This is a genomic window from Paraburkholderia phytofirmans, from assembly GCF_046028095.1.
Classification (GTDB): Bacteria; Pseudomonadota; Gammaproteobacteria; order Burkholderiales; family Burkholderiaceae; genus Paraburkholderia; species Paraburkholderia phytofirmans_A.
The window spans coordinates 20728-40989 of record NZ_JAQQDJ010000015.1 but is presented as its reverse complement, the minus strand read 5'-3'; the positions used below and the strand labels follow the sequence as shown (position 1 = coordinate 40989).

Annotated in this window: 15 protein-coding genes; 4 read left to right on the top strand and 11 right to left on the bottom strand. The window is 64.4% G+C overall.

The genetic code is table 11. The annotated features are described in order from the left end of the window. Positions 1 to 2 precede the first annotated feature (2 nt). The 4 genes from PQR54_RS32215 to msbA form a co-directional block, all read right to left on the bottom strand. Positions 3 to 1352 carry an O-antigen ligase family protein gene (locus PQR54_RS32215; RefSeq protein WP_408252839.1) on the bottom strand — a complete coding sequence of 450 codons (1350 nt, stop codon included), beginning with the start codon at positions 1350 to 1352 and terminating at the stop codon, positions 3 to 5. Further along, entirely contained in the window at positions 1352 to 2479 is a 1128-nt protein-coding gene (locus tag PQR54_RS32210) for a glycosyltransferase family 9 protein (protein ID WP_408252837.1), read from the bottom strand. The genes PQR54_RS32215 and PQR54_RS32210 overlap by 1 nt, the downstream gene beginning before the upstream one ends. Before the next feature lie 320 nt (positions 2480 to 2799). After that, positions 2800 to 3900: a glycosyltransferase family 4 protein gene (locus PQR54_RS32205; RefSeq protein ID WP_408252835.1), complete on the bottom strand. Its 1101-nt coding sequence runs from the start codon at positions 3898 to 3900 to the stop codon at positions 2800 to 2802. 114 nt (positions 3901 to 4014) lie between these two features. Beyond that, positions 4015 to 5808: a lipid A export permease/ATP-binding protein MsbA gene (gene msbA, locus PQR54_RS32200; protein WP_408252833.1), complete on the bottom strand. Its 1794-nt coding sequence runs from the start codon at positions 5806 to 5808 to the stop codon at positions 4015 to 4017. A 200-nt stretch (positions 5809 to 6008) separates the two neighbouring features. Between msbA and PQR54_RS32195 the strand changes: the two genes are divergently transcribed. Further along, the gene (locus PQR54_RS32195) at positions 6009 to 6770 is read left to right on the top strand and encodes a glycosyltransferase family 2 protein (RefSeq protein WP_408252831.1); all 762 of its coding nucleotides are present in this window, start codon (positions 6009 to 6011) and stop codon (positions 6768 to 6770) included. A 137-nt stretch (positions 6771 to 6907) separates the two neighbouring features. Here PQR54_RS32195 and dnaE read toward each other — a convergent pair whose 3' ends face one another. After that, positions 6908 to 10489, bottom strand: a complete 3582-nt coding sequence (dnaE, locus tag PQR54_RS32190) for a DNA polymerase III subunit alpha (protein WP_408252829.1) — start codon at positions 10487 to 10489, stop codon at positions 6908 to 6910. Between the two features lie 332 nt (positions 10490 to 10821). On the opposite strand from dnaE, the gene PQR54_RS32185 reads away from it, so the two are divergent. Continuing rightward, positions 10822 to 11685 carry a sulfurtransferase gene (locus tag PQR54_RS32185; protein ID WP_408252827.1) on the top strand — a complete coding sequence of 288 codons (864 nt, stop codon included), beginning with the start codon at positions 10822 to 10824 and terminating at the stop codon, positions 11683 to 11685. Positions 11686 to 11716: 31 nt separating this feature from the next. Beyond that, positions 11717 to 12595 (top strand): tRNA glutamyl-Q(34) synthetase GluQRS, encoded by an 879-nt coding sequence (gene gluQRS, locus PQR54_RS32180; protein WP_408252825.1) that lies wholly within the window; start codon positions 11717 to 11719, stop codon positions 12593 to 12595. A gap of 224 nt (positions 12596 to 12819) precedes the next feature. Here gluQRS and PQR54_RS32175 read toward each other — a convergent pair whose 3' ends face one another. From PQR54_RS32175 to PQR54_RS32165, 3 genes are all read right to left on the bottom strand, one after another. After that, the gene (locus PQR54_RS32175; protein WP_408252823.1) at positions 12820 to 14292 is read right to left on the bottom strand and encodes a DEAD/DEAH box helicase; all 1473 of its coding nucleotides are present in this window, start codon (positions 14290 to 14292) and stop codon (positions 12820 to 12822) included. A 347-nt stretch (positions 14293 to 14639) separates the two neighbouring features. Beyond that, entirely contained in the window at positions 14640 to 16076 is a 1437-nt protein-coding gene (locus PQR54_RS32170; protein WP_408252821.1) for an aldehyde dehydrogenase family protein, read from the bottom strand. Between the two features lie 31 nt (positions 16077 to 16107). Further along, positions 16108 to 17760 carry an acetolactate synthase large subunit gene (locus PQR54_RS32165; protein WP_106280237.1) on the bottom strand — a complete coding sequence of 551 codons (1653 nt, stop codon included), beginning with the start codon at positions 17758 to 17760 and terminating at the stop codon, positions 16108 to 16110. On the opposite strand from PQR54_RS32165, the gene PQR54_RS32160 reads away from it, so the two are divergent. Further along, on the top strand, positions 17751 to 18035 hold the full coding sequence (locus PQR54_RS32160) for a hypothetical protein (RefSeq protein ID WP_408252819.1): 285 nt from the start codon (positions 17751 to 17753) through the stop codon (positions 18033 to 18035). The two genes, PQR54_RS32165 and PQR54_RS32160, sit on opposite strands and share 10 nt — an antisense overlap. On the opposite strand, the gene PQR54_RS32155 is transcribed toward PQR54_RS32160, so the two are convergent. The 3 genes from PQR54_RS32155 to purT all read right to left on the bottom strand — a co-directional run bounded on the left by PQR54_RS32155 (position 18025) and on the right by purT (position 20049). After that, the gene (locus PQR54_RS32155) at positions 18025 to 18393 is read right to left on the bottom strand and encodes an MliC family protein (protein ID WP_408252817.1); all 369 of its coding nucleotides are present in this window, start codon (positions 18391 to 18393) and stop codon (positions 18025 to 18027) included. The genes PQR54_RS32160 and PQR54_RS32155 overlap by 11 nt on opposite strands. A gap of 91 nt (positions 18394 to 18484) precedes the next feature. Beyond that, positions 18485 to 18697 (bottom strand): DUF6726 family protein, encoded by a 213-nt coding sequence (locus PQR54_RS32150; protein ID WP_116119374.1) that lies wholly within the window; start codon positions 18695 to 18697, stop codon positions 18485 to 18487. A 137-nt stretch (positions 18698 to 18834) separates the two neighbouring features. Then, complete coding sequence (purT, locus tag PQR54_RS32145; protein WP_408252815.1) at positions 18835 to 20049, bottom strand: formate-dependent phosphoribosylglycinamide formyltransferase; 1215 nt, start codon at positions 20047 to 20049, stop codon at positions 18835 to 18837. Positions 20050 to 20262: the final 213 nt, after the last annotated feature.

Sequence of the window (20262 nt, the reverse complement as noted above, 5' to 3'; positions counted from 1 at the left end):
GGTTATTCGCCCAACTCGGCCGTTGGCGCTTCACGCCGCTGTTCACTGCGTGGCACCGTGGATTGCCCACGTGCAGTCCCGGCCGACGCCGCGCCGGGCGCGCGAGCCTGTTCCGCGCAGCCTAGCAGCAGGCCCGCAAAAGCCCAGAATGCCAGCATGGTGGTCTGCCACATGAAGTCATCGGTCGAATTTTTCGCGATCATGCCGGCCACCAGCGCAACGCCCGCGGCGCACAGCCAGGGCTTGACTCGCCGCAGCCGCCAGAAACGCAGGACGAGGCACAGCAACAGCACGGTCTGCAGCACCACGCCGACGAATCCCGTCTGCAACCACGTGTTGATGAACAGGTTGTGCGCATGTGTCAGCGCTTGCGGTTCGACCGCCAGCAAACTGGCCGGCATTTCGCTGCGATAGACGATACCCGGCAGCGGCTTGCCGAAGCCCACGCCGACCCATGCATGGCGCTCGGCCTCGCGAATATAAAACGCCCACAGCTTCGGACGCGTGTCGGCGGATACCGTGTCGCCGATCGCGGACAGCGAACCCGGCACATAGACCTGATGACCGTCGATCGCCAGATCGTGGGGCTGCTGCACCGCGGGCGCGGGCAGAGCGGCCGTGCGCAGACGGGAACTCAGCTCGAGCGTGCCGACGCCGGCCGCGCCCACCACGGCGATGACCAGCAACGCCAGCGGCAGGCGCCGCCGGTACAGCGGGAACAGCGCGACGAGCAGCGTCGCGGCGGCCGCCGGCCAGAAGAACCGGTTGAGCGTTGCGAGGCCGATGAAGAGACACAGCACGATGCCGCTCGCGCCGATCACGCGCCAACGCGGCCGCAGCATGAAGCCCGCGAACAGCGCCATGGAAAATACCGCGAGCGTGCTCGTGTGGCCGACGCGGTTATAGAAATGCATGGGGAAGGTATTGGCGGTGGGCGGTTGCAAATGCCCCCAGTTGAGCGCGCTGATCACGGCGACCGCCACGCAGGCGATCCAGTTGACGGCCACCACGGGCTCGGGCCGCCGCAGCTGGGTGCCGAATAGCCAGAAGGCCCAGAACGACACCAGCGGATAGAGCACTTCGTCGCACCACGCGTGCAGACTGATCGACGGATACATGGACCACGCGACCGAGGCGAGGCTCCAGCCGGCCCAGCCGACGATGGGCAGCGCCAGCGGCCAGTGCCACAGCGAGGGCCGCTCCGGCGACCAGGCCGCCGCCGCCACGCCGAGCGCCATCAGGGCGAGCGCATTGAAGACGATCGCCGTCATGTGGCCGAACATCACCACGAACAGAATGACCGGACAGGCAACCCAGAACACGCGCTCCACTCGCGCAGCCGTGTGAGTCATTACACTTTCACCAGAACATTTTGCAATGCGTTATATACCGACTCGACCGACAGCCGGCCCATACAGTCGGCATGGTCGCCGCGCCACGCGACGCAGGTCGTCTCGTTGCGATCACAGCGTCGCACCCATGCTACCTCCCGGCGGAAAATAAAAGGCTGATCGCGGCACGGCATATCGGCGATCGTAATCGGCACGAAGGGCACCTCGCGCCAATAGCGGCCCGCGCCGTGAATCAGCGCGTTGCCCGGCCCGAACAGCGCGAGGGTGGGCACCCCAATCAGACGCCCCAGGTGCGCGACGCCGGTATCGGGACAAACCACGGCTTGCGCGCCGGCAAACAGATGCCATAACTCGCCGAGACCGAGCCGCGCCGCCAGATTCGGATGATGCGGGTCCGGGTCGATCGCGCGAATCAGTTCCGCTTCGCCCGGACCGCCGGTCCATACCGGCAGATAGCCGAGTGCTTCCACGCGTTGCGCAAGCTCGCGCCAGCGCGCGTTGGGCCAGCGTTTGACGCTCGTGCTCGCGCCCGGATGCAGCACGACGTAAGGCTTGGTCAGCAGCGACGGCTCGGGCAGCGCCGCGTGTTGCGGCGCGTTCCAGTCTGCCGGGCGATAAGCGCGCGGCGGCGGCCCGTCGATCAGTTCAGTGGCGAGGTCGGCCCAGGCCGCCGCCGTATCGGGATACGGCACGCTGCGGTTGAGTGGCCAGTTTTTCCAGGCCGGCCGATCGCCCGCGTGTCCAACGATCCAGCGGCAGCCCGCGCCCAACGCAAGCCAGCTGTGACGATTGTCGCCGAGCACCATGCCGAGATCGTAAGGTCCGGAAAGCAAAACGTCGCGCACCGACTTCACATCACGCGGATCGAACGGCAAGGCCGTGACGTCGAAAGGACGGCCGGCGTACAGCGGCACGATCGCCTTCGGACAGGCAAGAACGATCTGCGACTGGGGGTATTGCTCGCGCAGCTTGGCGAGCAACGGCGTGAGCAGCAGCGTGTCGCCCAGCAATAGATGATGCGCAATCAGGATACGGCGCGGGTGCCGTGGCTCGCGGCGCAATGGCTTGATCAGCAGTCGCGGAATGGCCCGCGCAAAAATACGAAGACGCCCGGCAAGCCGACTCATAGGCTCATCGGCGCGTGGGTTCCCGCCGCGATCTTGCTGTACGCCGATACCCGGCGCGAGGTCGCGTTCGCCATGCACAATCTCCAGCGGTATTCTTCCCGAAGGCCTCCAGTGCAGCGGCGACGGCCCAGTCACGACGGGCTGGCGCCGCTCGGACACGGCACCTCTCGCCCGCCGCCTGTCCAGGCCGGCATGGAAAGCTCGATGAAATAAATGGGGTGTTCGGCTCGAATTGAGTTCGAGCATTGATAGCATGAAATTATAACATGTGGCCCTGCCGCAGAACGACGCAAAACCGCGCCAGCAGGGCCGCCCGCGCCTTACACGGCAACGCTGCGGCGGTCCTGGCGCGCGGCGTCGATCTGCCGCGCCAGCGTCAACAGCGCGCTTGCGTGAGCGGCCACGCTTGCGTCGTAAAGCACCGCGTCGCGGGCAAGTTCGGACGGCGTGCGACGCGTGCCGTCTCGATGCGCGCGCACCGCCCGCTCGAGGGTGGCACGCAGGTCGGCGACCTCGCCCGGCGCGAAAACGAACTTCGCGTGCGGCGCGATCGCATCGCAGCAGCCGATGCTCGACGGAAAAATAACCGGCGTGCCGCACATCACCGATTCGATGCCGACCAGGCCGAACGGCTCATACGTCGATGCGAGGATCGTGAAGTCCGCGGCCTGGTAGCACTCCGCGAGCTCTTTCACATAGCCGATATAGCGCAGCCGTTCGGATGTGCGCGCGGGCGGCCGCCCGGCCACGGCCACCACCACGGGCAGCGACGTGTCACGCAGCGCGGCTTCGATGAGCGGCAAGCCCTTGCGCTCATGGCTGCTCGACGGAAACAGCAGGACGATTTCGTTGTCGGCGAAACCATATTTATGGCGCAACGCGGCGCGTGTGGCGGCGTCGGTCGGCGCGAAGCGTGTGGCATCGACGGGCGGATACAACACGCGGATCTTCGCTTCGTCGACGCCGTATAGTTCGCGCAGTTCGTCGTGCATCAACTGTGAATGCGCCACCACGACCTTCGAGCGCTCGTACTGGCGGCGCTCCAGCGCAATCTGCCAATCGTCCGAGCGCTTCCGCTCGCGGCCCGTGGCCCGTAAGAAGCCGAGATGCGTGCCGCCGCAAATCGCCATCTCCGATGAATCGACGCGGTTGCAACCAATCAGCACATCGACTTGCGCCGCGCGCCGCGCCGCGCGCAAGCGCCACGAAAACCAGCGATCGCGCAGCTTGCCCGGCAGGAACGAGACGTTGATACGGTGCGGCTCGACCAGTTTGAATTCGGGCAACGACGCGTCGAAACGGCGCGCGAAGAAAGCCGGCTCGACGCCGAGTGCCGCGAAGCCACGCACCAGATCCATGGCGTAGCGCTCGAGCCCGCCGCTGTGCCGCAGGGCGTTACTGGAGAGTCCAAGTTTCTTCATTCAGACAGCGCGCGCCTGCGCCTCGTCAAATATTAAAGAGGGAAATCAGGCGCGGTCCGGGCTGGCGGACCGCGCGAATGGAAAACCGAAGGGCGGAGCGACGTGTCGCGCGCGTCAGGCCGCGGTCTGCTGGAACTGGATGCGGTGCAGATGCGCGTACAGCCCGTCTTGCGCCAGCAATTCCCGATGGCTGCCGCTCTCGACGATCCGCCCCGCCTCCATGACGAGGATGCGGTTGGCGCGCTCGATGGTCGACAGGCGGTGCGCAATGACGAGTGTCGTGCGGCCCTTCATCAAGGTTTCCAGCGCGGCCTGCACGTGGCGCTCTGACTCTGAATCCAGCGCCGAGGTCGCCTCGTCGAGAATCAGGATCGGCGCGTCCTTGTAGATCGCGCGCGCGATCGCCAGACGCTGCCGCTGGCCGCCCGAGAGCATCAAGCCGTTGTCGCCGACCAGTGTGTCGATGCCTTTCGGCATGGCCTCGACGGTGTCCCACAGGTTGGCCGCGCGCAGCGCCGCCTTGACCTTGTCGGGATCCGCGGTCTGGCCGTAGGCGACGTTATTGGCGACGGTGTCGTTGAACAGCACCACGTCCTGGCTCACCATCGCGATCTGGCTGCGCAGCGCGTGAAGGTCGTATTCGGGGATCGCCACGCCGTCGACCAGAATCTCACCGGCGGTCGGATCGAAAAAGCGCGGCAGCAGATTCACCAGCGTGGTCTTGCCGCTGCCTGACGGGCCCGCGAGCGCGACCATTTCGCCCGGTGCCACCTTGAACGACACCTGGTCGAGCGTGTGGCGGTTGTGCGTGGCGTTGGCGCTGTAGTTGAACGAGACGCCGCGGAATTCCACTTCGCCGCGCGCGCGCTCGAGCGGCTTGCCGCCGCCTGCCGGCTCGGACGGCTCGTCGATCAGACCGAAGATCAGTTCGCACGCCGTCATGCCGCGTTGCAGCGGCTGGTTCACGTCCATCAAGTGCTTGAGCGGCGAGATGATCAGCAGCATCGACGTGACAAAGGCGACGAAGCCGCCCACCGTAGTCTGATCCGACGACGACTGCACCACCGCGATCGTAATCACGACGGCGAGCGCGATCGACGCGAGGAACTGCGTCAACGGCTGCGCGAGGCCGCCGGACACCGTCATGCGCATGGCGTAGCCGCGCAGACGCTTGCTCATCGACTCGAAGCGGTCCATCTCGTACTGCTCGCCGTTGTGCACCTTGACGACCTTATAGCCGCCCACGGATTCTTCGACGATGTACGAAAGCTCATTGGTCAGCAGCTGATGCTCGCGGTTCAGGCGGCGCAAGCGGCGGTTGATCTTGCCGACAAGCCAGCCGATGGCCGGCAGCAGCACCGCGACGATCAGCGTCAGGCGCCAGTTCAGATAGAACAGATAGCCGAGCAGGAAGACCACGGTGAGCGAATCGCGCACCAGCGTGACCAGCACGCTTAGCAGCACGTTGAGAATCTGGTTCACCTCGAAGACGATCGCATTGATCACCGTACTCGCGGTTTCGCGCTGGAAGAACGCGACGCTCGTGTGAATCATGCGGCTGAACATCTTCAGGCGCAGGTCGAGCAGGATCTTGTTGGTCACGTAGGCGAGCAGATAGCCGGACGCGTATTGCGACAGGCTGCGAACCAGGGCGAGCCCAATCACCGCGGCCGGCACGAACCACTTGGTCTTGTCGTTGGCGTGCGCGCCGAAGCCCTTGTCCAGCAGAGGCTTGAGCAAGGCGGGGATCGCCGCGTCGGTCGCGGCGCTGACGGCCATCGCGACGATTGCGCCGAGGAGAACCCAGATCAGCGGCTGGATATACGGCCAGAGCCGTTTAAAGACGACGGCGGCCGACGACGCCTCGCCTGAACCGATGGGTTTGCTTAACGTTGGCTTCGCGCTCAAGGAATCCTCTGAGAAGGCGGAACGGCTGCCGCGCGGCGGACGGAATGCCGGCCGGGCGGAATATCGAAAAGGAGCATTGTAAACGCTTGGGGGTGAGCGTCGGCGGTTAGAAGCCGGCTGTGTATACTCCCGGTGCGACTCGTTTCGCGCGGCTTGCCTGCGCGCTTCGCTCCGTCACTCCGCCCTCACGCTACTCACGTATGCAAGAAACCACCCTCGGCGTCGCCATCATCACCAAAAACGCGGCGGCGCGGCTGGCTGAATGCCTGCAAGCCGTGTCCTTTGCCGATCAGATCGTCCTGATCGACGGCGGCAGCACCGACGGCACCGCGGAGATCGCCCGCGCGCACGGCGCTCGCGTGATTGAACAGACCGATTGGCCGGGCTTCGGCCCGCAAAAGAATCGCGCGGTCGACGCGCTCAGCACGAGCTGGATTCTCTCGATCGACGCCGATGAAATCGTCTCGCCGGAACTGGCGTCGGCGATTCGCGCGGCGCTGTTGGCCCCCACTGCCGATGTCTACGCGGTAGACCGTTTGTCGAGTTTTTGCGGCCACTGGATTCATCACAGCGGCTGGTATCCGGACTGGATTCCGCGCCTCTTCAAACGCGGCGCCGCGCGTTTCTCCGACGACCTGGTGCATGAGCGGCTGATGTTCGACACGCCGGCGCAGCGACTCAACGGCAAGCTGATGCATTACTCCTACGAGGACTTCGAAGGCGTGTTGCGCAAGCTCGACGCGTATTCGACCGCGGGCGCCCGGCAACGTCATGCGGCGGGTCAGCGCGGCAGCTTCGGCAAGGCGCTCGGGCGCGGAGCGTGGGCGTTCGTGCGGACTTACCTGCTGCGGCGTGGTTTCCTGGACGGCCGCGCCGGTTTCATGATCGCGGTGTTCAATGCGGAGACGGTGTATTACCGGTTTTTGAAGCTGGCGCGTTTGGGGGAGAAGGCGCGGCGGTAGGCTTCATGGCATGCGGTACGCGGTGCCAAGCAGCGGACTGGCGCGGCGGCATTCGCTCATGCCTCGCGCCGCAAAAATTCGCCGTCGCGGTTCACAGCGGGTTCTGCCCACGCTAGTTGCACAGGCAGAATCACGCATCAATAGACAATCTCGATCGAACTTCCCGCGAACTCGCCGCGCAACGCTGCGAGCAGTTCGTCGGTCGGCTTCACGCGCCATGCGTCGCCCAGACGCATTTCGCCTTCCGCATTCTGGCTGCGATAGACCACCTGCACGGCAAGCCCGTTCGGGATCTGTACCGCCTGACGCTGGCCGCCTCCGCCGTAACCGCCGCCATTACGGCCGCCGCCGTTGCCACCGCCATTTCCACCTCGCGATGAAGCCGCCGGCGCCGCGACCGCTTGCGGCTCGTCCTTGCCCGCGCTGTGCGCTTCGAGCACGCGACGCAACGCCAGCGCGTCGGCGTTGCCGTTCATCTGCACCTTGACCGCTTCCGCGTAACGGCAGCGCGCGCGACCGAGGTCCATGACCGTGTCGACGGTGAAGCGGATGCCGCCCGTGAACGCGTCGTTACGCGCCTGGCCCTGCACGACCAGCAGTTCGTCTTCCTTGAACAGCTGCTTGTAAGCTTCGAATGTCTCGTTGAACACCGTGACTTCGCATTGGCCGGTGCCGTCGTCGAGCAGCGCGATCAGCATCTTGCCGCGCTGGGTCATCTGCGTGCGCAACGATGCGATCACGCCGGCGACCAGCTTGTCGCGCCCTTCCTTCAGTTCGCCGATCTTCTGGCGCACGAAGCGGCGCACTTCGTTCTTGTAGGCGTCGAACAGATGGCCCGACAGATAGAAGCCGAGCGCGGCCTTCTCTTCCTGCAGCTTTTTCTTTTCTGGCCACTCCGGTTCGTCGACTAGTTCATGTCCTTGCGAGGGCGCGTCGCCCATGTCGAACAGACCCGCCTGCAACGCGTTGGCGCTCGCCTGCTCGGCGGCTTCCATGGCGAGCGAGACCGACGCGATCAGTTGCGCGCGATTTGCATGCAAGGTGTCGAAGGCGCCGGCACGGATCAAAGCTTCGACGGTACGACGATTGACGATGCGGCGATCGACCCGGTTGCAGAAATCGAAGATATCGATGAACGGACCTTCTTCACGCGCGCGCAGGATTTCTTCGATCGCGTTCTGGCCGCTGCCCTTGATGGCGCCGAGGCCGTAGCGGATCGTTTTCGAACGCTTGCCGTCAGGCTCGGCAACCGGCTCGAAGCGGTACGCGGACAGATTCACGTCCGGCGGCAGCACCGCCATCTTGTTCGCGAGGCAGTCTTCGAACAGGATCTTGACCTTATCCGTGTCGTCCATGGCGAGCGACATATTCGCCGCCATGAATTCCGCCGGATGGTGCGCCTTCAGCCACGCGGTGTAGTACGCGAGCAGCGCATACGCGGCCGCGTGCGACTTGTTGAAGCCGTAGCCCGCGAACTTCTCCATCAAGTCGAAGATTTCGTCCGCTTTCTCGGCGGTCAGACCGTTCTTCGCGGCGCCCTGGCGGAACAGCTCGCGATGCTCGGCCATTTCCTCGGCCTTCTTCTTACCCATCGCGCGACGCAGCAAGTCGGCGCCGCCCAGCGAATAGCCGCCGATGATCTGCGCCATCTGCATGACCTGCTCCTGGTAGACCATGATGCCGTAGGTCTCTTTCAGAACAGATTCGACACGCGGATCCGGATACTCCACCACTTCTCGGCCGTGCTTACGCGCGCAGAAGCTCGGGATCAGGTCCATCGGGCCCGGACGGTACAGCGCGACCAGCGCGATGATGTCCTCGAAGCGGTCAGGCTGCGCGTCTTTCAGCATGCCTTGCATGCCGCGGCTTTCCAGCTGGAACACGGCGACCGTATTCGCTTTCTTCAGGATCGAGAACGACGCCGGATCGTCGAGCGGCACCTGCCCGAGCGACCAGTCCTGCTTGGACGGATCGAGGCGGCGAATATAGCGCTCGGCCCAATCGAGAATCGTCAGCGTGGTCAGACCCAAAAAGTCGAACTTCACGAGGCCGACGGCTTCGACGTCGTCCTTGTCGTACTGGCTCACGACACCGCTTTCATCGCCCTGCGTATACAGCGGGCAGAAATCGGTCAGCTTGCCGGGCGCGATCAGCACGCCGCCCGCGTGCATGCCGACGTTACGCGTCAGCCCTTCTACACGCTGCGCGAGTTCGAGCAGCTGATGCACTTCGTCTTCGTTGTCGAAACGCTCCTGCAGGAGCGGCTCTTCTTTCATCGCGTCCGCGATGGTGACGTGCTTGCCCGGCTTGAACGGAATCAGCTTGGCGATGCCGTCCGTGAACATATAGCCGAGGTCGAGCACCCGCCCGATGTCGCGCACCGCCGCCTTCGCCGCCATCGTGCCGAAGGTGGCGATCTGCGACACGGCGTCCGCACCGTACTTTTCCTTCACGTACTGGATCACGCGATCGCGGCCGTGCTGGCAGAAGTCGATGTCGAAGTCGGGCATGGACACCCGCTCCGGATTCAGGAAACGCTCGAACAGCAGGTTGTAGCGCAGCGGATCGAGGTCGGTCACGCCGAGCGCGTACGCGACCAGCGAACCCGCGCCCGAGCCCCGGCCCGGACCGACCGGCACGCCGTTGTTCTTCGCCCAGTTGATGAAGTCCGCCACGATCAGGAAGTAGCCGGGAAAGCCCATCTTGATGATCGTGCCGCACTCGAATTCGAGGCGCGCGTAATACGTTTCGCGTTGCGCTTCGCGCTCGGCCGCGTCTGGGTACAACTGTTCGAGACGCTTTTCGAGACCCTCTTTCGACAGCTGCACGAGGTAGTCGTCGAGCGACATGCCGTCGGGCGTGGGGAACAGCGGCAGCTTCGGCTTGCCGAGTTCGAGCGTGAGGTTGCAACGCTTGGCGATTTCAACCGAGTTGGCGAGCGCCGACGGAATGTCCGCGAATAGCGCCGCCATCTCTTCCTGAGTGCGGAAATACTGCTCGGACGTAAAGCGCTTGGAGCGGCGCGGATTCGCCAGAATGTCGCCTTCGGAAATGCACACGCGCGCTTCGTGCGCGGTGAAGTCGTCCGGCGTCATGAACTGCATGGGGTGCGTGGCGACCACCGGCAATTTCAGCGACGCCGCGAGCGCGACCGCCTGCTGCACATACTGCTCGCCGCCAGGCTGACCGCTACGCTGCAACTCGATATAAAAGCCGCCCGGAAAGACCTTCGCCCAATGCAACGCGTTGCGTTTGGCCGCCTCCTCATTACCCGCCGCGAGCGCGAGGCCGACGTCGCCCTGTTGCGCGCCTGACAATGCGAGCAAGCCTTCGCCGAGACCGGATTCGAGCCAGCCGGCTTCGACCTCCGCGCGACCGCGGTACTGATTGGTGAGCGATGCCTTGCTGAGCAGTTCGCACAGATTCAGATAGCCGCGCCGGTCTTTGACGAGCAGCAGCAAACGGGAAGGCTTGTCGCGGTCGTCCGGATTGGTGATCCAGACGTCGCAGCCGGCAATGGGTTTGACCCCTTTGCCGCGGGCTTCCTTGTAGAAACGGACGAGGCCGAATGCGTTGCCGAGATCGGTGAGGGCGAGCGCGCCCTGGCCGTCTTTGGCCGCGGCCTTGACGATGTCGTCAAGACGCACGATGCCGTCGGCAATCGAGAATTCGGAGTGAACGCGGAGATGAACGAAGCGGGGATCTGACATGGGCGACATTGTAACTCCACCCTTCCGGAGTTTTCAGGCCAAAGCAGCGCGTTAGCCGATCGGCTTAGGACGCAAATAGGCAAGCCGCGTGCACAGGCGCTTCTACGTTGGCCGAGCACGCGAACGGACGCTCGCGCAGAGGGAATCGACAGCAAGTTGACGAACGATTTGCGCTACCGCAACCCGTTGGCCATTCGGCCGGGTCGGGGAAAGCGCCGGGTTGAGGGATAATACGGGTTTCGCCCTATTCGACGTGGCCGCGCCGCATGGCGTTTGAAGGCGGGCAGCCCAATGCGCCCCCGTTTTCCGCGAGGCCGGTCACTTCTTACCGCTGGACACTCATGAGTATCGTCAATCTCTCTTCGTATCATTTCGCGACTATCGAAGACACCGCCGCATGGCGCCCGTTCGTCACGGAACGTTGCAACGCGCTTGGCTTGAAGGGCACCATTCTGCTCGCGCCGGAAGGCATCAATCTGTTCGTCGCCGGCACGCGCGAAAACACCGACGCGTTCATCCGCTACATCCGCCACGACCCGCTGTTCGAAGGCAAGTTCGTGGATCTGCAGTTCAAGGAAAGCCTGTCGGACAAGCAGCCGTTCACCCGCATGCTGGTCAAACTCAAGCGCGAGATCATCACGATGAAAAAACCGGCCATTCGGCCGGAGCTCGGCCGCGCGCCGTTCGTCGACGCGCCTACGCTGAAACACTGGCTGGACCGCGGTCACGACGACCAGGGCCGCCCGGTCGTAATGCTCGACACGCGCAATGCGTTCGAAGTCGACGTCGGCACGTTCGACAACGCGCTCGACTACCGCATTACGAAATTCAGCGAGTTTCCCGAGGTAATCGAGCAAAATCGCGCCGACCTGGAAGGCAAGACGGTGGTGTCGTTCTGCACGGGCGGGATTCGTTGCGAGAAGGCCGCGATCCACATGAAGGAAGTCGGCATCGAGAACGTGTACCAGCTCGAGGGCGGCATTCTGAAGTACTTCGAGGAAGTGGGCGGCGCGCATTATCACGGCGACTGCTTCGTGTTCGACTACCGCACCGCGCTCAATCCGCAACTCGAGCCTAGCAAGACCACGCAATGCTTCGGCTGCCGCGCGGTGGTCCCGCCGGAAGCGCAAGAATCGCCGCTTTACGTGGCGGGCAAGACGTGTCCGGAATGCCATCCGGACAGCAAGGCGGCGCGCGCCGCGTGATGGTGGCGGCGCACCACGCCACCACTCGGCCATGACCTACCGCGGACGTTTCGCGCCCTCGCCCACCGGGCCATTGCATTTCGGTTCGCTGGTCAGCGCGCTCGCGAGCTGGCTGGACGCGCGCGCGCATCGCGGCGCATGGCTCGTTCGCGTTGAAGACATCGACGGCCCGCGCACCGTGCCCGGCGCCGCGGAAGACATCCTCGCCACGCTCGAACGCTTCGGCATGCACGCGGACGAACCGCCTGTCTGGCAAAGCACGCGGATGGTGAGTTATCAGGAAGCGCTGGAGCAATTGAAAGCGAACGGCGTGATTTATCCGTGCGGCTGCACGCGCAAGGAAATCGCCGACTCGCTGCTCAACGCGCGCACACGCAATACGACCCTCGCCTATCCGGGCACCTGTCGCGACGGCCTGCACGGCAAACCGGCGCGCGCATGGCGCCTGCGCGTGCCCGACGGCGACAGTGCGATCATCACGTTCGAAGACCGCTGGCAAGGCAAGCAGACGCAGAATCTGGCCACAGAGGTCGGCGACTTCGTGCTGAAGCGTGCGGACGACCAATGGGCGTATCAACTGGCGGTGGTCGTCGACGACGCGGACGCGGGCATCACGCACATCGTGCGCGGCGCGGATTTAATGGATTCAACGGCGAGGCAGATCTATTTGCAGCGCTGCCTGGGCGTGCCGACACCTGCATATCTGCATGTGCCCGTCGTCACGAATGAAGAGGGCGAAAAACTCAGCAAGCAGAACGGAGCCACAGCACTGGACAGTGACAAGCCGCTCGAAGCGCTGTGCGCGGCGGCACGGCACCTCGGGCTCGATCTGGAAAACGCTGCGGCCCATACGACGCTAGACGGCTTTTATGCTGCCGCCACGGTGGCATGGGCAAAACGGATGGGTTAGCAGCAGCGTGAACGCGATTCGCGTTTGAAAGCAAGATCGCCGTGCGCGGCCGGCATTGCGCAAACCGGCTGCGGCAACCGGCGCGGTGCGTGGTATGCGGTACAAGGTGCGGTGCGGCGTGAGTTTTCGAAGCGCCCCAAATCTTGCTGCGCTTCAAGCGGCGCCCCGCTTGCGGCGTAGCCCGGTCCCTTGAGATAAACCGAGCCGCGTCAGCGAACTACCAATCAGGTAGACGAGGACGACTTCCTCGGCATCCCAAACCCGCCCAGCAGCGCTGCCAGCGGCTGCTTGGACGCCGACTTCTGCGGCGCAGCCGAAGCAGCAGCCTCCTCGATCTTCCGAACCGAAGAAGGCGACGGCTCATAAGGCTTCAGGAAGAAATCATCCACGGGCTGCGCGCGATGATGATGCGGCCGGTCGTACGAACCCGACGACGACGCCCCCGTGCGACGACGGCCGCCGCGATCCTCGCGGCCTTCGCTGCTGCGCTCGCGACGCGGCGCGCGTTCTTCATGATGATGCCGCACCGGTGCTTCCACCGTCAGGCGTTGCACGTCCAGCGGACGCTTGATCAGCTTCTCGATATCGGCCAACTGCTTGCGCTCGTTCGGGCTGCACAGCGACAACGCATCGCCCGAAGCACCCGCGCGGCCGGTACGGCCGATCCGGTGCACGTAGTCTTCCGCATTGAACGGCAGGTCGAAGTTGATCACCGCCGGCAGTTCGGCGATGTCCAGGCCACGCGCGGCGACGTCCGTCGCCACCAGCGCTTCGATCTCGCCGCGCTTGAACGCGTCGAGCGCCTGCATCCGCTCATTCTGCGTGCGGTCGCCGTGAATCGCGGTCGCGATCACGCCGTCGCGCTCGAGGCTGCGCGCCAGACGGCTCGCGCCGATCTTGCTGTTGCAGAACACGATCACCTGCTTGAGACCGCGTTCGCGAATCAGTTGCACCACGGCGCCGGTCTTGTCGCCCTCGGCGACTTCGTACACGACCTGCGTCACATTGGTCGCGGTCGAGTTGCTGCGCGCGACTTCGATGGTCTGCGGGTTGCGCAGGTACGTGGCGGCTAGCTTCTTGATTTCGCCCGAGAACGTGGCTGAGAACAGCAGTGTTTGACGTTCTTTCGGCAGCAGGTTCAGGATGCGCTGCAGATCCGGCAGGAAGCCCATGTCGAGCATCCGGTCGGCTTCGTCGAGCACGAGGATCTGCACCTGGCCGAGATTGGCCGTTTTCTGTTGCACGTGATCGAGCAGACGGCCCGGCGTGGCGATCAGAATCTCGACGCCGCGGCGCAGTTGCTCGGATTGCGGATTCATATCCACACCGCCGAACACCACCGCGCTGCGCAGCGCGGTGTGTTTCGCATACGCCTGCACGTTCGCGGCGACCTGGTCGGCCAGTTCGCGGGTCGGCGTGAGAATCAGCGCGCGCACCGGATGGCGGGCGGGCGAAGCGCTCGTGCTGGCCTGCGGCAGCAAACGCTGGATGATAGGCAGCGAGAAGCTCGCGGTCTTGCCGGTGCCGGTTTGCGCGGCACCCATCATGTCACGGCCGGCCAGCACGACAGGGATCGCCTGCTCCTGGATCGGCGTGGGGATGGTGTAGCCCGACTCTTTGACGGCTTTCAGAATGTCGGGCGCGAGGCCGAATTGATCAAAAGTCGCAGTACTGGGCGTGACGGCTGTGTCGGACATGGTGGCTTTCGCTAAAAATGCGCTTCGCGCGTGCGCGCGGCAGCGGTCGGAACCGCAGAGGGCATTGTGATGAAGGCGGAGCCACGGCGTTCCGCACGGGACCCGTTGGTACTGTCGGTACGGCGGGAAAATTGCGGCCGGCTCCGGCCGGCGGAAACACCCGCCGGAAAGGCCGGTATTGTAGCACTTCAGCAAAAACACTCATGGCGCATGCGCCGGCTTTCTGCTTACGCTCGCGAAAGCCGGGTGCCGGCAGGCGGCGCACCCGCCGGCGAATGGCGGCAAAGCACCGGCGCGCCTCGCTCGCAGCGTAGTTCGTGGAGACGACAGTTGCGTGACAGCGCGTCTCACCACGTCTCGCGCATCACCATCAGGCGCAGTTCAGTCATGTCCTCGATTGCGTAGCGCACGCCTTCGCGCCCCAGCCCCGAATCCTTCACGCCGCCATAGGGCATGTTGTCGACCCGGAACGACGGGACGTCGTTGATCACCACGCCGCCCACGTCGAGTTCGTCCCACGCGCGATGCGCATGCGCGAGCGAATCGGTGAACACGCCCGCTTGCAGGCCGAAGTCGCTGTCGTTGACGGTTGCAAGCGCCGCGCCGAAATCGTCGAAGCGCTCCAGAATCGCCACCGGACCGAAGGCTTCCTTGCGATACAGATCCGTGTCCCGCTTCACGCCTTCGAGCAGCGTGGCCTCGAACATCGCGCCATCGACCTTGCCGCCCGCGACGATTTTCGCGCCCGCCTGCACCGCGCTTTCCATCCAGCCGGCGAGGCGCTTGGACTCCGATTCGGAGATCATCGGCCCGACGAAGGTCTTTTCGTCTTTCGGATCGCCCATCACCAGCGACTTCGTCTTCGCGATCAGCTTCTCGCGCAGCGCATCGTAGATTTTCGTGTGAACCAGAATCCGCTGCACGCCGATACAGCTCTGCCCCGACTGATAGAACGCGCCGAACGCGAGCCGGTCGACCACATAGTCGAGCTTCTCACCCTGGTCGCCGTCGACAATCGCGGCCGCGTTGCCGCCCAACTCCAGAATCACCTTTTTCTTGCCGGCTTTCTTTTTCAAGTCCCAGCCCACCGCGGGCGAGCCGGTGAAGGACAGCAATTTGAACCGCTCGTCGGTGGTAAACAGATCGGCGCCGTCGCGATGCGCGGGCAGAATCGAGAATGCGCCTTTCGGCAAATCGGTTTCCGCCAGAATCTCGCCCATGATGAGCGCGCCGACCGGCGTGCGGCTAGCCGGCTTCAACACGAACGGCACGCCCGCCGCAATGGCCGGCGCGACCTTGTGCGCGGTCAGGTTCAGCGGAAAATTGAACGGCGAAATAAACGAACACGGGCCGATCGGCACACGCTTCACATAGCCGTGATAGCCCTTGGCGCGCGGCGAGATCTCCAGATTGACGATCTCGCCGTCGATGCGCACCGACTCCTCCGCCGCCACCTTGAACGTATCGATCAGGCGCGTGACCTCGCCTTTCGAGTCGTTGATCGGCTTGCCGGCTTCGATGCACAGCGCTAGCGCCAGTTCGTCGTAGCGCTCGCGAAAGCGCTTCACGCAATGTTCGAGCACCGCCTGGCGCTTGAACGGGGGAAAGGCGCGCAAAGCGGGCATGGCGTCGACGGCGTAACCGATCGCTTTGTCGATCGCGGCGGCGTCGGCCATCGCGACGCGGGTGGCGACTTCGCCGCTGAATTTATCGGTGACTTCGAGATCGGTGTTGGCGGCCACCGCAACGTTCGCCAGGTAGTACGGGTAAGTCTTTTGCAACATGACGCGTCTCCTTGATGCAATGCCTGACAGTTCACAGTTGCGCCGAAAGCCGCTTGATTTCGCGATTCAGCACGCGCTCGTTGTCTGAATAGTCGATCGGCAGATCGATCACATGCACGCCGGGTGTCGCGAAACATTCGCGCAGCAACGGCGCGAACTCCCCCGCCGTTTCGATGCGATGCCCCTTCGCCCCGTAGCTCTCGGCATACGCGACGAAATCCGGATTGCTCAGCGTCATGCCGTAGTCCGGGAAGTTCATGTTTTCCTGCTTCCAGCGGATCATGCCGAAGGCGTCGTCGCGCACGATCAGGATCACCAGATCCAGCTTCAGACGCACCGCCGTTTCCAGTTCCTGCGAATTCATCATGAAGCCGCCGTCGCCGCACACGGCCATCACCTTGCGGTCCGGGTGCACGATCTTGGTGGCGATCGCGGACGGCAAGCCCGCGCCCATCGACGCCAGCGCGTTGTCGAGCAGCAGCGAATTCGGTTCGTGCGCGCGGTAGTAGCGGGCGAACCAGATCTTGTACATGCCGTTGTCCAGACACACGATGCCGTCCACCGGCGTGGTCTCGTACACGTCGTTGACGACGCGCACCGGATACATGGGAAAGCGGTCGTCGTGCTGGCCTTTGGCCAGATGCGCCTCGAAGTGCTCCTTGATCTCCTTGAAGCGCGTGAAGTCCCAATGCTCCTGCCGCTCCTTGAGGCTTTCCTTGAGTTGCCACACCGCGTTGGCGATATCGCCGACCACTTCGATCTGCGGGAAATACACGGTATCCACTTCCGCGCCGAGAAAGTTGACGTGAATCACCGTTTTCTCGCCGGCATCGCCGCTGCGCATGAAAAACGGCGGCTTCTCGATCACGTCGTGACCGACGTTGATGATGCAGTCCGCGTGATCGATCGCGCGGTGCACGAAGTCGCCGTCGGAGAGCGTCGCATTGCCGAGCCACATGGGATGCGATTCGTCGATCACGCCCTTGCCCATCTGCGTCGTGAAGAACGGAATGCCGATCTGGTCGACGAATTCGCGCAGCATTTTGGTGGTGGTCTTGCGATTGCCGCCCGCGCCGATCATCAATAACGGATGCTTCGCGCTGGTGATCGCCTCGACCGCGCGCGCCACGGCTTTTTCCTCGGCCACGGGACGGCGGCTATAGCTCTTCGGAATCGGCTTGCCGTCGCCTTCTTCATGGGCGACGTCTTCGGGCAATTCGAGGTGCGTGGCGCCCGGCCGCTCCTCTTCCGCCTGACGAACCGCCTCGCGCACCATCGCCGGGATATTGGCGATCGAGACGATCTGGCGCGTGTACTTGGTGAGCGGCTCCATCATGCGCACCACGTCGACGATCTGGAAATGGCCCTGCTTGCTCGACTTGATCGGCTTTTGCCCGGTGACCATCAGCATCGGCATGCCGCCGAGTTGCGCATACGCCGCGGCGGTCACGAAGTTGGTCGCGCCCGGCCCGAGGGTGGCCAGACACACTCCCGTGCGCCCGGTGAGCCGGCCGTACGTGGCGGCCATGAAGCCGGCCGCCTGTTCGTGACGCGTGAGGATCAGACGGATTTTCGAGCGGCGCAGCGATTCGAGCAGATCGAGATTTTCTTCACCGGGAATACCGAACACGTACTCGACACCTTCGGCTTCCAGCGATTTGACGAACAGGTCCGATGCTTTCATTGAGGGTCTCGCTTGATGATACGGACGCGGGCCGTGACCCCATCGCTGGGGCCCGGAAACGGACGATCGAAAACGACGACGGCCACGCCGGCAGCACCCGGCATGACTACGATGGCAAGACGCGGCGGCACGGCGGCAATGCCATGCGGGACAGCTTACTACTCGAATGGAAACGGCGTGCGCTGGCGGACAATGCTGCGAAGCGCAAGGCAGGGGTCGAAAGACGAAGCGGCGGCATGGGAAAGGAAAGCCGCCGCTTCGCGCTCAGCGATTGATGGTGATGCAGTCGGAGAGCATGGGCGGCGCGTTTTCGCCGGCCATGGCGTCATACAGGTCGGCGCGCGGGCCCTTGGTCCACCACGTGTAGCTGCCGGCCTGATATTTCGCGCCGGACGCCGAGAGCGTGTTGACGAACAGCAGTTGCTTGCCCTTCACCGGCACGAGCGCGAAGCTTTGACCGTTCGCCGTGTTCCAGTAAGTGACGTGCAGGATCTTGCCGGTCGCGCAGGTGTATTTGTGCGTCTGACGGTTTTTGGTCTGAATCTCGGAGAACTGCAACGGCGCGGCCCACGTCTCGCCGCAAAGCGCCGCGAGACCCGCCGCCGTGGTGACTGCAACAAGCCATTTCTTCATGAGATGCCTCGATCGTTGCTACCAATCAAACACGGGTGACGCGGCGCACATTGCGCCTGGAACTGCGGCTAAACGACCGGCGAAGGATCGGTTATGGATCGATCACGTCGGCGCACGCGTCGGTCGGCGCGGCGGCGACATGTCCGACCAGCGGCACGATCTTCAAGCCTGCCGACGCGACCCGGCACGGCGCAGCCGCGAGGCCGCATCCCGTCAGCCCGGCGCACAGCGCGAGCAGCACGCCGAGTGCGCCGAGGCGGCCGGTCCAACCGCGCCGCGTGGTGTTGCGAATTTCCAGCGCCATACGTACCTCTACTCCGGTAGGCTCGACGAGCCCAAGCACTCAGATTGCGCGCGCGGCGATGGCGCCGGACACGCGGGTTGGACGGCGCACGGCGAATCGCTTCGGCTACCGCGATTCGCGGTGCGCCGCGCCGTCACTTACTTCGCCGACACCGGCCGCACTGCCGCCGCGGCCTGCTTCGCGCGCGAGCGGGCTTCGTCGGTGTTCTCGCCGGTGGCGAGCGCGACGCCCATGCGGCGCTTGGCGAAACTCTCCGGCTTGCCGAACAGACGCAGGTCCGCGTTCGGCACCGCCAACGCCGCGGCCACGCCTTCGAAGGCAATGCCGGCTTCGTCGAGCCCGCCATAAATCACCGCCGACGCACCCGGCGCCCGCAACGACGTATCCACCGGCAAACCGAGGATCGCGCGCGCGTGCAATTCGAATTCCGAAAAGCGCTGCGAGCACAGCGTGACGAGACCCGTGTCGTGCGGACGCGGACTCACTTCCGAAAACCATACGTCATCGCCGCGCACGAAAAGTTCCACGCCGAAGAGGCCCCGGCCTCCCAGCGCGGCCGTCACCTTGTGCGCGACCTCGCGCGAACGTTCCAGCGCGAGCGGGCTCATGGGCTGCGGCTGCCACGATTCGACATAGTCGCCCGCCACCTGCACGTGGCCGATCGGGTCGCAGAAATACGTGCTGACCTCGCCGCTCGCCGGGTCGATGGCGCGCACGGTCAATTGCGTAATTTCGTATTCGAAGTCGATAAAACCTTCGACGATCACGCGGCCGTGATTCACGCGGCCGCCGGCCAGCGCGTATTGCCATGCGGCTTCGACGTCGGCGTCGCTGCGCAGCACCGACTGCCCCTTGCCCGACGACGACATGACCGGCTTCACGACGCACGGATAGCCGACCTTGGCGATGCCCGCGCGCAGTTCGTCGAGCGAATCGGCGAAGGCGTACGGCGAGGTCGGCAAGCCGAGTTCCTCAGCGGCGAGACGGCGGATGCCTTCGCGGTTCATGGTGAGCTGCGTGGCGCGCGCGGTCGGGATCACTTCGGCGAGACCGTCGCTTTCGATGGCGGCGAGCGCGTCGGTGGCGATCGCTTCGATCTCGGGGACGATCAGATGCGGCCGCTCCTGTTCGACCAGCGCGCGCAGCGCGGCATGGTCGGTCATGTCGATCACGTGCGCGCGGTGCGCTACCTGGTGACCCGGCGCATTCGGATAACGGTCGACGGCGATCACTTCGACGCCCAGCCGCTGCAGCGCGATGATCACTTCCTTGCCGAGCTCGCCGGCGCCGAGCAGCATGACGCGCGTGGCGGATTCAGAAAGGGGCGTGCCGATCCGTTGGCCGATCTGCATGAGGTCTCCAGATAAAAGTCGGATGAGGGTGGGATTGGATAGAGCACGATGTTAACATGCGGGCCCCTCGCCGCGCCTTGCTCGCGGCGACCGCACATGATTTGCGCGTGCAGGGCAACGGCGTGCCACGAAGGCGGCGCGCAAGGGCGCCGCGGCGCTCCGAATCGGCGTTTTCGCGTGCCGTTGCTCTCGCGTGCGGCGAGCTTAGTGCGT